The sequence below is a fragment of the Mesocricetibacter intestinalis genome, from assembly GCF_004363295.1.
In the GTDB taxonomy this organism is placed as follows: Bacteria; Pseudomonadota; Gammaproteobacteria; order Enterobacterales; family Pasteurellaceae; genus Mesocricetibacter; species Mesocricetibacter intestinalis.
The window spans coordinates 275301-291079 of record NZ_SNYQ01000003.1; the positions used below are offsets into that span (position 1 = coordinate 275301).

Annotated in this window: 16 protein-coding genes; 11 read left to right on the forward strand and 5 right to left on the reverse strand. The window is 47.7% G+C overall.

Translation table 11 applies throughout. From position 1 onward, the window contains the following. Positions 1–7 precede the first annotated feature (7 nt). Together EDC45_RS05895 and EDC45_RS05900 are read right to left on the reverse strand one after the other, a co-directional pair. Positions 8–853, reverse strand: coding sequence for a 23S rRNA (adenine(2030)-N(6))-methyltransferase RlmJ (locus EDC45_RS05895; protein WP_133544421.1), 846 nt, complete (start codon positions 851–853; stop codon positions 8–10). Between the two features lie 182 nt (positions 854–1035). Continuing rightward, positions 1036–3621, reverse strand: coding sequence for a penicillin-binding protein 1A (locus EDC45_RS05900; protein WP_133544423.1), 2586 nt, complete (start codon positions 3619–3621; stop codon positions 1036–1038). 149 nt (positions 3622–3770) lie between these two features. Between EDC45_RS05900 and EDC45_RS05905 the strand changes: the two genes are divergently transcribed. The 8 genes from EDC45_RS05905 (at position 3771) to EDC45_RS05940 (ending at position 10138) form a co-directional block, all read left to right on the forward strand. After that, complete coding sequence (locus EDC45_RS05905) at positions 3771–4604, forward strand: competence protein ComA (RefSeq protein WP_133544425.1); 834 nt, start codon at positions 3771–3773, stop codon at positions 4602–4604. Continuing rightward, complete coding sequence (locus EDC45_RS05910) at positions 4601–5122, forward strand: hypothetical protein (protein WP_133544427.1); 522 nt, start codon at positions 4601–4603, stop codon at positions 5120–5122. The genes EDC45_RS05905 and EDC45_RS05910 overlap by 4 nt, the downstream gene beginning before the upstream one ends. Beyond that, on the forward strand, positions 5119–5652 hold the full coding sequence (locus EDC45_RS05915) for a hypothetical protein (protein WP_133544429.1): 534 nt from the start codon (positions 5119–5121) through the stop codon (positions 5650–5652). The genes EDC45_RS05910 and EDC45_RS05915 overlap by 4 nt, the downstream gene beginning before the upstream one ends. Before the next feature lie 2 nt (positions 5653–5654). Then, on the forward strand, positions 5655–6047 hold the full coding sequence (locus EDC45_RS05920; protein ID WP_133544432.1) for a hypothetical protein: 393 nt from the start codon (positions 5655–5657) through the stop codon (positions 6045–6047). 14 nt (positions 6048–6061) lie between these two features. Further along, positions 6062–7450, forward strand: coding sequence for a type IV pilus secretin PilQ (locus EDC45_RS05925; protein WP_133544434.1), 1389 nt, complete (start codon positions 6062–6064; stop codon positions 7448–7450). A gap of 191 nt (positions 7451–7641) precedes the next feature. Beyond that, complete coding sequence (gene aroK / locus EDC45_RS05930) at positions 7642–8169, forward strand: shikimate kinase AroK (protein WP_133544436.1); 528 nt, start codon at positions 7642–7644, stop codon at positions 8167–8169. A gap of 26 nt (positions 8170–8195) precedes the next feature. Further along, positions 8196–9287, forward strand: a complete 1092-nt coding sequence (gene aroB, locus EDC45_RS05935; RefSeq protein ID WP_133544438.1) for a 3-dehydroquinate synthase — start codon at positions 8196–8198, stop codon at positions 9285–9287. A gap of 8 nt (positions 9288–9295) precedes the next feature. Continuing rightward, positions 9296–10138, forward strand: coding sequence for a Dam family site-specific DNA-(adenine-N6)-methyltransferase (locus EDC45_RS05940; protein ID WP_133544440.1), 843 nt, complete (start codon positions 9296–9298; stop codon positions 10136–10138). Between the two features lie 6 nt (positions 10139–10144). On the opposite strand, the gene EDC45_RS05945 is transcribed toward EDC45_RS05940, so the two are convergent. Next, positions 10145–10471: a DciA family protein gene (locus tag EDC45_RS05945; protein ID WP_133544442.1), complete on the reverse strand. Its 327-nt coding sequence runs from the start codon at positions 10469–10471 to the stop codon at positions 10145–10147. 96 nt (positions 10472–10567) lie between these two features. Between EDC45_RS05945 and secM the strand changes: the two genes are divergently transcribed. The 3 genes from secM to mutT all read left to right on the forward strand — a co-directional run bounded on the left by secM (position 10568) and on the right by mutT (position 14149). Further along, positions 10568–10888, forward strand: a complete 321-nt coding sequence (gene secM / locus EDC45_RS05950) for a secA translation cis-regulator SecM (RefSeq protein WP_133544443.1) — start codon at positions 10568–10570, stop codon at positions 10886–10888. A 71-nt stretch (positions 10889–10959) separates the two neighbouring features. Continuing rightward, positions 10960–13662, forward strand: a complete 2703-nt coding sequence (gene secA, locus EDC45_RS05955) for a preprotein translocase subunit SecA (protein WP_133544445.1) — start codon at positions 10960–10962, stop codon at positions 13660–13662. A 79-nt stretch (positions 13663–13741) separates the two neighbouring features. Further along, positions 13742–14149 (forward strand): 8-oxo-dGTP diphosphatase MutT, encoded by a 408-nt coding sequence (gene mutT, locus EDC45_RS05960; RefSeq protein WP_133544447.1) that lies wholly within the window; start codon positions 13742–13744, stop codon positions 14147–14149. 56 nt (positions 14150–14205) lie between these two features. Here the strand turns inward: mutT and holA are convergent, their stop codons facing one another. After that, positions 14206–15261: a DNA polymerase III subunit delta gene (gene holA / locus EDC45_RS05965; protein ID WP_133544449.1), complete on the reverse strand. Its 1056-nt coding sequence runs from the start codon at positions 15259–15261 to the stop codon at positions 14206–14208. An 8-nt stretch (positions 15262–15269) separates the two neighbouring features. Continuing rightward, entirely contained in the window at positions 15270–15779 is a 510-nt protein-coding gene (locus EDC45_RS05970; RefSeq protein WP_133544451.1) for an LPS-assembly lipoprotein LptE, read from the reverse strand.

A 15779-nucleotide genomic window follows, 5' to 3' on the forward strand; every position in this document is an offset into this window, starting at 1 on the left:
AATCTCCTTATTCCGGCGTAATCCATTGTACCGACCAATGCCCCGTGCCTTGCGGAACCAATACTTCGGTCAGATAAGGCAGAATTTTTTTCATTTGCGTTTCCAGCTGCCAAGGCGGGTTTACAACAATCATTCCACTGGCGGTCATACCGCGCTGATCACTGTCAGGACGTAGCGCCAGTTCGATTTTCAAAATCTTACGGATACCGCTGTTCTCCAAGCCTTTAAAAATTCGCTTGGTCTGCTGCCGTAGCACTACCGGATACCAAAGGGCATAAATCCCCGTAGCAAAACGCTTATAGCCTTCTTCGATCGCTTTAACCGTTAAATCATAATCCTCTTTTAATTCGTAAGGCGGATCAATCAACACCAAACCGCGCCGCTCCTTCGGCGGCAAAGTGGCCTTCAGCTGCTGAAAACCGTCCTCCCGTTTGACGCTGATATTGGCATATTGTTTGAAATTATTCCGTAATAACGGAAAATCCGTCGGATGCAGTTCGGTCAGCAACGCTCTGTCCTGAGCGCGTAGCAAACCGGCCGCAATTAGCGGAGAACCGGCATAATAACGTAATTCCTTACCACCATAATTAAGCCGTTTGATAATTTGCACATAACGCCGTACTTCTTCGGGTAAATTCTCCCGTTCCCATAAGCGAGCGATACCCTCTTTAAACTCCGCCGTTTTTTCCGCCGTTTCATCAAATAAGCGATAACGGCCGACGCCCGCATGGGTATCCAAATAGTAAAATCCTTTCTCTTTTTGTTTCAGGTTTTCGATAATTAACATTAATACGATGTGTTTCAATACGTCGGCATGATTACCGGCATGAAAACTGTGGCGATAACTGAGCATATCCGTCCTTAATGAAAGTTGATAAGTTGTTTGGCGGAAAAGGTAATTTATAACGCTAAAGGCCGTGCAATTCTTATATTAGCCCCTTCGGGAACCTAAGCTGCAAATGGCGACAATTCACCGGCCCAAAAAACATAAAAAAAACCACCGCACTTTTTCAAGTGCGGTATGTTTATCTCGGATTAGAACAATTCCCGATCAGGAGAGGCTGTCGGCGCCGTTCCCGGTGCTGTCGGCTCATTTACCCCCATCGGCGGAACATAATAACCGCGCTCCTGAACATAAACCCGTTTAGGTTCCGTTCCTTTAATAAAATATTCGGTACGTCCCTGCCCAGCGGATAACAAGCCGGATTTAAGGTCGATATTCTTCTCTATAATATTGGCAGGTAGCGGCAAGCGACGCTCCTCAATATCCGCCAGGCTGCTTTTCATATAGGCAATCCAGGCCGGCATCGCTGTTTTCGCCCCGGCTTCACCGCGCCCCAGATTACGCTTGTTATCGTCGAAACCCACATAAACCGCCGTGGTAATATTGGCACCGAAGCCTGCATACCAGGCGACTTTTGAATTATTGGTGGTACCGGTTTTGCCGCCGATATCTCTGCGTTTGAACTCATTCGCCATACGCCAGCTGGTGCCTTTCCAGCCCTGTCCCTCTTCACCGTAAACCGCCGTTGTCAGCGCACTGCGAATCAAAAATGCCAACTCGCCGCTGATCACTCGCGGCGCATATTGGACCTGAGCGGATTCATTTTGACCGCTCGCCATCAGACTAATCTCATCTTCGGCAAGACGAGCGTTTTGGGTCTGCAGTTCCGGCACGTCATTTTGCTCCCCGTTTTGATCCACTTCTTCTCCGTTGGTACTGTCGTCGGTTCGGTTCAAATTGTCCGCCGCCACTTCATCATTGTTCTGGAATCCGTCCACTTTATCCGTCTGACCGTAAATGGTCGGAATATCATCACAGCTGATACAGGCGATTTTCGGATTGGCCACAAAAATCTCGCGCCCCGAATTATCCAGAATTTTCTGAATAATATAAGGATCAATCAGGAATCCGCCGTTATCAAACACCGCATAACCGCGCGCCATTTCCAGCGGAGTAAAGGAGGCGGCGCCGAGGGCAAGCGCTTCGCTGGCAAAATACTGATCCCGTTTAAACCCGAAACGCTGTAAAAAGTCCGCAACATAAGGCACGCCGGCCAATTGCATGGCGCGGATGGCAATCATATTTTTAGATTGCCCCAAACCGACCCGCAAACGCATAGGACCGTCATAACGATCCGGTGAGTTTTTCGGTCGCCAGTCCGGTTGGCCCGGTTTGCGCAGGCTAATCGGAGAATCCTGTAAAACGCTGGATAAGGTCAGCCCTTTTTCCAGTGCAGCTGCATAAATAAAAGGTTTGATAGAAGAACCGACCTGTACCAGTGATTGGGTGGCGCGGTTAAATTTACTCTGTTCAAAACTGAAGCCACCGACAATGGCCTCAATGGCACCGTTATCGCTGTTCAGAGAAACCAACGCGGAATTTACCTCCGGCACCTGCCCCAGCATCCATTGATTTTTAGCATCGGTGCGCAACCAAATCAATTCGCCCACTTTAACCGGATTGGCCTTCCCGCTCCAACGCATACCGCTTTGCGGCAAGAGATCCTTCTGACCGGAAGCCAGTAATACTTCGGCACCGTTTTTCTCTATTCCTATTACTGCCGCCGGAACAAAAGGCTCCATATTCGGTTGTTTTTTCAGCTCGGCGATAATTCGCTCTTCCGCCCAAGGGGCTTCGCTCTTCTGCCACAGGGCAACCGCGCCGCGATAGCCGTGGCGCATATCATAGCTGATAATATTATCACGCAATGCTTTTTGCGCCTGGGCCTGATCTTTAGATAACACCGTGGTGTAAACCTTATAACCGCGGGTATAGGCTTCCTCTTCGCCATAACGTTTTACCATTTCTTGGCGAACCATTTCCGTAACATAATCGGCCCGAAACTCCAGTTGCGCCCCGTGGTAACTGGCCACAATAGGCGCTTTCAGCGCATCTTCCAATTCCTCGCGGGAAATAAACTCCATTTCCAACATACGATTCAACACCACATTACGTCGGGCTTCCGCGCGCTTCGGCGAATAAATCGGGTTAAGGCTGGACGGCGCCTTCGGCAAACCGGCAATAATCGCCATTTCCGATAAACTCAGTTCGTTCAGTTCCTTACCGAAATAAGTCTTAGCCGCCGCTGCAACCCCGTAAGAACGGTATCCCAGATAAATTTTATTCAGATACAATTCCAGAATTTCATTTTTAGTCAGGGTATTTTCGATTTCGACTGCCAAAATAGCTTCTTTTACTTTACGGATAATGGTTTTTTCCGGGGTTAAAAAGAAATTACGCGCCAGCTGCTGAGTAATGGTACTTGCCCCCTGAGAAGCGCCTCGGTTGCTGATAGCAACGGATACCGCACGGGCAATCCCGATGGGATCCAAACCATGATGGGTATAAAAACGGCTGTCTTCAGTCGCCAACACCGCATTGATCAGTTGCTGCGGAATATTTTCCAATTTCACCGGTATTCTGCGCTGTTCGCCCACTTCGCCGATCAATTTACCGTCAGCGGTATAAATCTGCATCGGCTGCTGCAGTTCCACCGTTTTTAAGCTTTCCACCTGCGGCAATTCGGATTTTATATGTATATAGAATATCCCTATTGCGATGCAGCCCAGCACGATCAGCGTCAGCAGCGTGCTAAAGATGAGTTTTACGATTTTCATTCCAGAATTCACTCTTACCTAATGCCTTTGTTCCAAAATTAATAAAAACTACTTTTTCAACAGACAAGTATAAAGATTAGTGGTTCAAACCGAAAGCTAAAAAACAACACAAACGGATTTAGGGCGAATAAAAACGGGGAAAACCAAGTATGCGGCGGCTAAAAAGCAAAATAAAAAACGGAAAAAAATACAAAATCCGAATCGGCCTATGGCGCCGACAAAACAATTTGGAAATAGTATGGCTTGACGAGCAAAAAAGACCGCACTTTATTATCCCGCAGCTAACCGCTTTCACACCATCTGAACTTTCTTCTCATTTGGAAACCTGCCTCGGCCAGGCGTCCGCCGTCCTGAGTTATAGTTACGCCAGTGCGCTACTGCCGAACCATATTTGGTATAAAAGTCTTATTCTGCCTTACCAACTCAGCAGTCAGGAATGCGAGCGCCAATGTTTTCATATTTTGGAAAAGGAACTGCCGATTGACCTGGGAGAACTCTGGTTTGATTACAGTATTCACCCTTTTCATAACAGCACCCGCCTGGATATTTCCGCCGTCAGAAAAAACCTTGCCGCCGAACAGCTACAATCATTGTCGCCCTTTAAAATCGATATTCTGGATGATGCTACCAATGCCATACTGCGCGCATTTCGTTTCCTCAGCCGACGCCCGGTAACGGATAACAGTTTATATATCTATCAAGATGGGAACCTCTGTCTTGCCGTTCAAGAAAAGAAACATTGCCGTCATCTGCTGCAGGCTACGGATAGAACGCCGCAAGAACTGTTTGAGCTTTTTTACCGACGTTACCCCGGCGCCCCTGAAACTTGCTATTTCTACAGCACGGAACCACAAGCCGTATGCCCCGCCCTCTGGCACAAAATAGACACCCCTATTCCCTTTATCGCTCTGGGTGCGGCACTATGGCAACGGAAATCGGCCACAGAAAGGCAGTTAGCAGACGCCGATGAGATGCGCCCATGAATACGGCGATTAATTTACTCCCCTGGCGGCAGCAACGCCAGCGCAGACAAAGCAGAGATTTATTGATTAAGCTGACAATTATTTGTCTATTTGCCCTGTTTCTGGGGATCTTAGTTAATGCTCAAAGCCGCCGAACCGAATCGGAACTACAGCTTCTTCAGCAAAGCTTGAAACAGGAAACTCAACGCCTGCAAGAACTGCAAAATCAGATTGTCGCCCTCAACCGACCGGCACTGCAATCCGAACCTCTGTATCCGATACCGCCTCGACGCGCCGCCGAGTTACTGAACATTGTCGCCGCATTACCCTTATCCGAAGGAGAACTCAGCGAACTGGAACTGAATGCATCTCGCCTGCTAATGAGCGGAACGGCGGAATCACAGCATGAATTTGAACTGGTACAAGATTATTTGCAAAAAATCGCTCTGTTTCGTCATGTGGAATTAGCCCAGTTTATCCTGCATCCGAACGGAGAAACCTATTTTCAGTTCCATCTGCCTTATGAGCCCGAACAATGAAAATGGCATATTTTGATAATCCGCATAATGCCTGGAGACGCTTACTACAGCTGCCCAAACCTTTCTTGCACCTGATTTTATGTGCAATCTTTGCCATATTGATGGCGCTTCCCCTATTTAATTATCTGCAACAAAGTCAACTGCTGGCACAACAAAAAAACGCATTATACAAATTACAACAGGAAACCCGCCACCGGCAAAAAATCCTGCAAGCGCTACGCCGCCATGCCGACAAAGCCCGTCTGACCCCGGAAATTGCGGCCAAAATCGCCCCCATTCATCAAAAACTGCTCTACACCGCCAGAAAGCTGAGGGTACAAACCTCACAATGGGAATTTTCCCGCTCGCCCTTACTGAGAATAGAGGTGGACGGAAATTTTCCCGATCTCAATCATTTTTTACAAACCCAGTTTGTTCCGGACGCTTATGTTCATTTGCTTGAACTTTCCGTACAGCGCTACCGCCAGGAGCCGGAACAAAGTTCCATTCGGGCGGATATTCTGATGCAAATTGAGCTGGAAGAGGAATAAATATGCGGCGGATTATTTTATTACTACTGATGCTCTGTTCCGTTTCGCTGGCGGCAAGGCTATCCGATCCCTTTGATAAAAAACGGCGAATCAAGCCCGCCGTACCGCCAAACGAAGATAATGCGCCTTCCGTCTGCGTTACGGAAAGGGATACAGTGGTTGCCGAACAATATGCCTTTGCCGAATTGCAAGTTATCGGTTTGTTGGAATATGCGGACAGCCATAAAGTCATATTTTCCGCCCCGGACACAAGGGTTTTCATTCTGCATCCAAACGAACTCATTGCACGGGAACGCCTGCGCCTGAAAAGGATAAACAGAAACAGCATTCAGTTTCTGCGCCCTCGCTCCGGGCAGGATTGCACAATAATGGAAAATCTGAATCTTCATTTTTAAGCTGAGGAAATAATATGCGACAAATAAGCGATTCCTTAAAGTGCGGTGGATTTTATGCTATTTTTTTCTTTTTTCTCGCTTTTTCGGCTTACGTCTCCGCCTCGGCACAGACAGAATTCAGTATTCGTCTAAAACAGGCGCCCCTGGCGGCAACCCTCCAACAACTGGCAGCGGAACAGGCAATAAATTTGGTTCTGGATGATGAACTGGAAGGTTCATTATCGCTGCAATTGGAAAATACCGATATTCATCGCTTATTGTACGCTGTAGCTAAAATCAAAAATCTGAATCTGCATAAGGAAGAGAACGTCTATTATCTAAGCCGCCCGCTCCGGGCAAGCGCAGGGCAAGATTCGAGCCTACTCGAAGCGCCTGAAGCAGAAGATTTAGTAACCGAAAGCTTCAGATTACAGTTTGCCAAAGCCGCCGATGTAATGAAGTCTTTGAGCGGCGGTAGCGGTTCCCTGTTATCCCCCTACGGTACCCTGTCATTCGATGAACGCAGCAACCGCCTGCTTATCCAGGATCAAAGAAAAATCATCCGTCAGATTAAAACTCTGGTACAACAGTTAGATCAACCGATTGAACAAATCGCAATCGAAGCCCGCATTGTAACCATCAATGATGAAAGTCTGAAGGAACTCGGCGTACGCTGGGGCATATTCGAACCCTCTGCGAATGCGCATAAAATCGCAGGCAGTCTGAATGCCAACGGACTGCGCAATATTACCGATAATCTGAACGTCAATTTCGGCGTAACCGCCAGCCCGGCGGCTTCAGTGGCCTTACAAATAGCCCGTATCAACGGGCGTTTACTGGATCTGGAACTGAGCGCACTGGAGCAGGAAAAAAACGTGGAAATCATCGCCAGTCCGCGTTTATTGACGACCAATAAAAAGAGCGCCAGTATTAAGCAGGGGACGGAAATTCCCTATATCGTGGCAAATAAAAAAAACGATACCCAATCGGTGGAATTTCGTGAAGCGGTACTGGGACTGGAAGTAACCCCGCATATTTTGCGTGATAACCAAATCCTATTGGATTTGACGGTCAGCCAAAATGCCCCCGGTAATCGAATCGCCTATGGCGCAAGTGAAGTGGTATCCATTGACAAACAGGAAATTAATACTCAGGTTTTCGCCCGCAACGGTGAAACCATTGTTCTCGGAGGTGTGTTTCACGATACGGTAACCAAAACCGAAGATAAAGTCCCTCTACTGGGCGATATACCTGTTATTAAACCCCTGTTCCGGCGTGAAAGCGAACGTCGTCAGAAACGTGAACTCGTCATTTTCGTTACGCCGCATATTTTAAGCGCCCCTCCCCTTAACAGCAAAGCCGCCCATACCCGGGAAAATGAACCTAAAAATTCAATTGGCGCGGTACAAAGGCAGAGAAAATAAACGCAAAAAAAGAATGGTTTTATTTTTCGACATTATTACGAATTAATTCTCTCCCGAGGTTGAAAATGAGGGGGATTTATTGCGATAATCACCCAGTTCAGAGGATCCCTCTACCTATCGCTATATTTTGTGCGGCACAGGATCTTATTTTAGAAGCAGAAAATCAAAAAAGAGATTGAAGAAAAATAACAATGGCAGAAAAACGTAATATTTTTTTAGTGGGGCCGATGGGTGCGGGCAAAAGCACGATCGGCCGCCAGCTCGCTCAACTGTTGAGCATGGAGTTTATTGACTCCGACAATGAAATTGAACAACGTGCGGGAGCGGATATCGGCTGGATCTTCGATATCGAAGGAGAAGAAGGTTTCCGTAAGCGTGAAGCTCGCATCATTAACGAACTGACGCAGAAACAGGGGATTGTTCTTTCTACCGGCGGCGGTGCCGTGCTCTCAAAAGAAACCCGTAACCACCTTTCCGCACGCGGTATCGTGGTCTATCTGCAAACGACCGTAGATAAACAATTCGAGCGGACTCAGCGCGATAAAAAACGGCCCTTGTTACAAGGCGTACAGGACGCCCGTCAGGTATTGCAGGAGTTAGCCGAAATACGCAACCCCTTATATGAGGAAGTGGCGGATATCACCCTCCCTACCGACGAACAAAGCGCGAAGCTGATGGCGAATCAGATTATCGAATTGATTGAAAATTTCCAGAACTAAATTCTCGTTAAAGGCCCGGCAAATCTATGTTATGTGTGAATGTTGAACTGAAAGAACGTCGCTATCCTATTCATATCGGAGCGAACCTGCTCAAGGATACGACGGTTTATCCTCTGAAAAAAGGGGATAAGGTCATGATTGTAAGCAATCCCACAGTAGCAGAATATTATTTACCCGAGCTGACCGAAACATTACAAGCGATAGGTTGCCAAATCAGCAAGGTTTTGCTGCCGGACGGGGAAAAATATAAAACCCTGGATTCTCTGAATCTGATCTTTACTGCACTGTTAGAGGAAAATCATGGCCGCGACACTACAATTATCGCTCTCGGCGGCGGTGTTATCGGCGATGTAGCCGGTTATGCGGCAGCCAGTTATCAGCGCGGTATCCCTTTTATTCAGATACCGACCACCCTATTGGCTCAAGTAGATTCTTCCGTGGGCGGAAAAACTGCGGTCAATCATGCTTTGGGTAAAAATATGATCGGCGCCTTTTATCAGCCTGTTGCAGTAATTATCGATAGCATGACCCTGAATACCCTACCGAAACGTGAAATTAACGCCGGTTTAGCGGAAGTTATCAAATACGGCGCCATCGCGGATGCGGATTTTTTCCAATGGCTGGAACAGCATATTGACGAGCTGGTAGCGCTAAATCAATCGACGTTACAAACCTGTATCTCCCGTTGCTGCCAGATTAAAGCCGAAGTAGTGGCGCGAGACGAAAAGGAAAAAGGCGAACGCGCCCACCTTAATTTGGGGCATACTTTCGGACATGCAATTGAAACCCATTTGGGTTACGGCAACTGGTTGCACGGCGAAGCCGTAGCCGTGGGTATGATGATGGCGGCGGTACTATCGGAAAAACTCGGCAAACTGAGTAAACAAGAGGCTGCACGCTTGGAAAAACTGCTGGCGCGCGCCAATTTACCAACCCTCTCACCGGACAGTATGCAAGCGCAGGATTATTTACCTCATATGCTGCGGGATAAGAAGGTGCTGGGCGGGAAGTTGCGTCTGGTATTGCTTGAAACTTTAGGGCGGGCTTATGTCGCCTCGGATATTGATAATCAGGCCGTCCTTGAGGCTATCCGAACCTGTAGTCAGCCGGATCAATAACAGCTCCAATGTCCGATGCAAAAACCAAACCCCAGCCCAAATACCGTCCTTTTCTAAAATGGGCCGGTGGGAAATATCGCCTGACGGAAGAAATCAATAGGCTGCTGCCGAAAAGAAAAAGCTGCCTGGTGGAACCTTTCGTCGGCGCCGGCTCGGTCTTTCTCAACAGCAACTTTAAACATTATATTCTGGCGGATATTAACCCGGATCTGATTAATCTGTTCAATACCATAAAACAGGATGTCGAAGCTTATATTCAGGCATTACGCCCCCTGTTTTTTCACCCGCAGGCCAATAGCGCGGCTTATTATTACGCCCGGCGCGACGAATTTAACCTCAGTTCCGATCCCTTCCTACGTTCGGTTATCTTCCTATATTTAAACCGTTTCGGCTTTAACGGTCTGTGCCGTTACAACGGTCGGGAAGAATTTAACGTTCCCTTCGGCGCCTATAAAAAGCATTATTTCCCCGAACGGGAACTGCGCTACTTCGCCCATAAAGCGCAAAATGCAGATTTTATTTGTGCGGACTTTCACAAAACCTTTGACTTGGCAGAGGAAAATTCCGTTATCTACTGTGATCCGCCCTATGCTCCGCTACCCCAGAACAGCAATTTTACCCGCTACGCAGGGCAGGATTTTTCTCTGGCCCAGCAGAAAGCCCTGGCGGATCTGGCGCGGCAAACCGCGCAGGATAGGGGAATTCCCGTGATTCTGTCCAACCATGACACCCCCTTTACCCGCGAGATTTATCAGGCGGCGAAGCTAAAACGGATCAAGGTGCAGCGCTCCATCAGCCAGTCGGCGCTGCGTCGGATTAAAGTTAACGAATTGATTGCGGTATTTAAGTAACTGCGGCTAGCCCCGGAAATCCGCAGGCTTCCGGCTTAATTCGGGATTCACCCGGAAATCCAGACGACGAATCTCCGGATACTTTTGCTGAATTAACCCTAACAGTTCCGACTGACGAAATAACAACCCCTGTCGCACCACCGCATTAGCCACCTCAATATTCAGACGATCGCCCGCCCTATTCGCCGCACGAAAAAGACCAGCAAACCGAGGCGGGAAAATCTGCTGCAAATGTGAGTTCAGGTTGCTCAGATAGATCCCTTTACGCATTACCTGCGCCAAATCGGAGGTTTGCAGTAATTCTTTGATATTAACCACTTTTTGTTTGCGCATGCACTTGAAATTCTCATTTTAGACTCAATAAATTAGCGACATTGTAGCGAAATTTCGTTACAATACGACAGTTTTTTCAACAGCAAGCGGATAATAATGATCTTACACAAGGGTAAACAAAATTTCTGGTCGCAATTACTGATTAGTATGATTGCGATCTTTGCTTTACCTCAGGTTCAGGGCAATCAGCCCGTTCAGACTAATGCCAATTATCAAACCCAGTCCGCTTATCAAATTCAGCGCCAGGCCCTGTTGGCTTCGGCGTCTTCCGTTCAAAAAACCATAGTAAGACAGATTCGTCTGTCGGAAAGCAAGCTGATTCCCGCTGCACAGAATAAAACCGAAACCAATTTCAACGGACATCAAATCCGTTTTCATACACCTATTCGTGCCGGTCCCTTCATTACGATGCTCTAAATCCCGTTAATTCCCCCGATCTCCGTACAGAGATCGGAATATTCATTATTTATGTAAAGAGAACAAATCCAATGTTGAGAAGTATTGCAACTAAAATTTTCGGTAGCCGTAATGACAGAATCTTACGCCGTTTAAATAAGCAAGTTAATAAAATCAATAAATTAGAAGCGCAATTTGAAGCCTTAAGCGATGAGGAATTAAGCGCTAAAACCGCAGAGTTTAAAGCCCGCTTGGAAAAAGGCGAAACTCTTGAAAGCCTGTTACCGGAAGCTTTTGCTACGGTGCGGGAAGCCAGTAAGCGGGTACTGGGTATGCGCCACTTTGATGTCCAGCTTATCGGCGGTATGGTACTTACCAATCGTTGTATCGCCGAAATGCGTACCGGGGAAGGTAAAACCCTCACCGCGACACTCCCTTGCTATCTGAACGCATTAAGCGGAAAAGGGGTGCATGTGGTTACCGTGAACGATTATCTGGCCCGCCGTGATGCGGAAACCAATCGCCCGTTATTCGAATTCCTAGGTATGAGTGTGGATGTTAACGTTCCCGGTCTTTCCCATGAAGAAAAACGCAAGGCCTATCGTGCGGATATCACCTATGCCACCAATAGCGAACTGGGATTCGATTATCTGCGCGATAATCTGGCTCATTCCGCGCAGGAACGTTTCCAGCGTCCGTTGCATTATGCGCTGGTGGATGAGGTGGACTCCATTCTAATTGACGAAGCCCGTACCCCATTAATTATTTCCGGCCCGGCGGAAGACAGTTCGGAGCTTTATATTGCTATTAACAAACTGATTCCGATTCTGGTACAGCAGGATAAGGAAGACTCGGAAGACTATCAGGGCGACGGCGATTTTACTCTGGATTTAAAAACCAAACAGGCCTATTTAACCGAACGCGGCCAGGAAAAATGTGAGAACTGGCTGATTCAGCAAGGGCTGATGAATGAAGATGAGTCCCTTTATTCGCCGGCCAAGCTCGCCTTAGTACATCATATTAATTCCGCTTTGCGCGCGCATAAACTGTTTGAGCGCGATGTGGACTATATCGTCAAAGAAGGCGAAGTTATCATTGTAGACGAACATACCGGACGTACCATGGCAGGGCGCCGCTGGTCGGATGGTCTGCATCAGGCGATTGAAGCGAAGGAAGGAGTAAAAATTCAGGGCGAAAACCAAACTGTCGCCTCCATTACCTACCAGAATTATTTCCGTCTGTATGAAAAACTGGCCGGTATGACAGGTACCGCAGATACGGAAGCTTTCGAGTTTCAACAGATTTACGGTCTGGAAACCGTGGTTATCCCGACTAACCGCCCGATGATAAGGGACGATCGCACCGATGTTATGTTTGAAAATGAACAATATAAATTCGATGCAATTATTGAAGATATTAAAGATTGCGTAGCACGCAAACAGCCGGTGCTGGTCGGTACCGTATCCATTGAAAAATCGGAATTGCTGTCAAACGCACTCAATAAAGCAGGTATCCCGCATAATGTTCTGAATGCGAAATTCCATGCTCAAGAAGCGGAAATCGTTGCTAATGCCGGCTATCCGGGTATGGTAACCATCGCAACCAACATGGCGGGACGCGGTACGGATATCGTTCTGGGCGGTAACTGGAAAGCGGAAGTGGCAAAACTGGAAGAGCCTACCGAAGCCCAAATCGAAGCAATCAAAGCGGCGTGGCAGGAACGCCATGATACCGTGATGCAAGCGGGCGGTCTGCATATTATCGGTACCGAACGGCACGAATCCCGTCGTATAGATAACCAGTTGCGCGGCCGTTCCGGTCGTCAAGGCGATCCGGGCTCCTCCCGTTTTTATTTATCCCTGGACGACGCATTAATGCGTATCTATCTGAACGAAGGCAAGCTGAATATGATGCGTAAAGCCTTCAGTCAGCCGGGCGAGGCCATGGAATCCAAGCTGTTGGCGAAAGTTATCGCTTCGGCACAGGCTAAAGTGGAAGCCCATAACTTCGACGGTCGTAAAAATCTGCTACAGTTTGACGATGTTGCCAATGATCAACGTCATGCCATTTACAGTCAGCGTAACGAATTACTGGATAACCAGGATATTTCGGACACCATACAGGCTATTCGTCATGATGTTTTCAATACGGTAATAGATCAGTATATTCCACCGCACTCTCTGGAAGAGCAATGGGATATTCCGGCACTGGAACAGCGCTTAAAACAGGATTTTGCGCTGGATTTACCGCTGGCTCACTGGTTGGAAGAAGATAATCAGCTACATGAGGAAACGCTACGCGAGCGCATTATTAATACCGCTATTGAAGAATATCAGGCCAAAGAGGAAATGGTCGGTGCGGAAACCATGCGTAATTTTGAAAAAGGCGTGATGCTACAAACCCTTGATGAACTCTGGAAAGAACATCTGGCGGCGATGGATCACCTGCGCCAAGGTATCTATCTACGCGGTTACGCACAGAAGGATCCGAAACAGGAATATAAGAAAGAATCTTTCCAAATGTTTACGGAAATGCTGGATGCGCTCAAATTAACCGTGATCCGTACCCTTAGCCGTGTTCAGGTGCGTACTCAGGAAGAAATCGAACAGGCGGAAAAAATGCGCCAGGAAGCGGCGCAGCGCGAAACCGCTAATATGCAGTATCACGGCGGTAGCGACGGCGTTCAGGGAGAACAAGGAGAAAAGGGACGTAAAATTGGACGTAACGAACCTTGCCCTTGCGGTTCCGGCAAAAAATATAAATATTGTCATGGTGCGGTGCAAAAACGCAGCTAACGGACAAAGCGGAAACGGCCAATCTCATAAAAACCGGCCGTTTCCGACCGCACTTTCGCTCTATCGGTATCAATGAAATATGAAGAAAAAACTGGTTCAGGTTTCCGCGGCCATAATCCGCAACGAATTCGGTCAAATCTATTTAACCCGACGTCTGGAAGGACAGGATTTTGCCCAGTCTCTTGAATTTCCGGGTGGTAAGGGCAATGAAGGTGAAACACCGGAGCAAACCTTAGTCCGGGAACTGGAAGAAGAAATCGGTATCCAGGTATTAAGTGCGGTAGTTTTCGAGCATTTTTTATTTGAATATCCGAGCAAGATTATTCAGTTTCATTTTTATCTGGTGGAAGAATGGATCGGCGAACCCTTCGGGCGTGAGGGTCAGGAAGGCATTTGGCTGGCGCAAAACGAACTGGACGCCAGTCTGTTTCCGCCGGCCAACGCAAGGTTGATTCAGCGCCTGTTAGCGGAAAGCGAAAACTGCTAATTCTCCTACCGCACTTATCTCCCTATGCTCCGTTCCAACAGGATAAATTTTAATCCTTAGTTCCGGAGCTTTGTTTCGCTTGCGCAAATCTGTACGGAAAGATCCGCCAGCCCCTGCCAAATATCCGTATCAAAACTCTGCTTAGCTTGGCGTTCCAGCTCTGCCAGTCGTTGAAAAATCAGATACAAACGCCGATAAGTCAGACGCTTGAATAACTCTGTGTACAGCCCACGCCGGCTCTGCCAGATTTTCAACCGATCAAACCCCGCTTTCAATTGTGCCGCCGGCAAAGGCTGATCCAAATGAATGGGTTGCTGCGGTTTTGCCAGCTCCAGCAGCATGATTAATTCCCGTTGCAGAGCGCGTAACAGAATGATTGCCTGCACATCTTCCGCCTGTAATCCGCGTAAAATACGCTCCGCCCGGTTTTCTCGCCCTTGCATCAGCGCATCCACCCACTGATAAGGGGTAAATAATGAGGATTGCTCGACAATAGTTTGTACCCGAGCAAAACTCAGCTTCTTGTCCGGATAAAGTAACATTAGCAGTTGCAGCGTTTGTTTCAGCGCAAGTAAGTTATTCTCATAACTGTAGGCCAGTAGCTGTATCGCTTCCTGTTCAATATGTAGTCCCATTTGCCTGGCTCGGTGGCTTATCCAGCGCGGTAATTGCTCGGCATTCGGTGTCTGGCACTGTACCAAGGTTAGATTGGGTTCGTATTGTAACGCCGCCTGATGCCAGCCTTGTTTTTCCGTAGTCCGGCTTAATCTGCTCAACTGAAGTACCAGCAGAATATCGGGGTTGAGCAACTGCATCAGCTGTAGCAGGGAAGACTGTAGGGCGCTGCCGATATTATCGGGCAGATGAAGGAGGATAATCTGACGGCTAAAAAAAAGCCCGCGCGACTGGCAACGATCGAATAATCCGTTCCAATCGGCGGCGGCTTCCACTTTCATTTCAAATTTTTCATCAAAACCCTGTGCGGCGGCATTCTGCACTATGGTCGCCAAGCTTTCATCGAGCAACAGGGGATCCTGTCCCGCCAGATAATAAATCCCCTTTATTCCAGCGGCCAGATTAGCGCTCAGTTGCTCGGCAAAAATACGATTCATCGTGCAGATTAGTGTTTTTCAGTATTAATCTGATGCTGTAATGCGACCATTTTACTTATTAGCTGACGAGCCGCCTGCTCACGCATATCATTCCAGATAATTTCTTTTTCCGCGGATTTGGCCAGCGCGGCGCGCGAATTATCAAAAAAAGTGCGGTTAACCTTGACATGAATCGGGTAAACCATGGAATTCGGCAATCTTACCGATGCCTCCACATCCAATATCAGGATTTTTTCCGCTTCGCGCCCCTGCTTAAATACCGAAGCCACTTCGTCATTACTGCTGCTCTTATTCAAACGCAGCAAAGGAACATCTGAGGCGGAGTCGACCAGCCTGATATCATTCATCTGCAATTGCTTGCGTAGCGCCCTTGCCATATCACTGTAAGGATCGGGGCTTTCGAAAGCCAAGGTTTTTAATGCCGGCGGAATCAGCTGGCCGTTCTGAAACTGAAAGCCGCAGGCACTTAATAGCAGTAAAGTGGTGGTAATAACTAAAACTTTTAATTGTTTCAACAT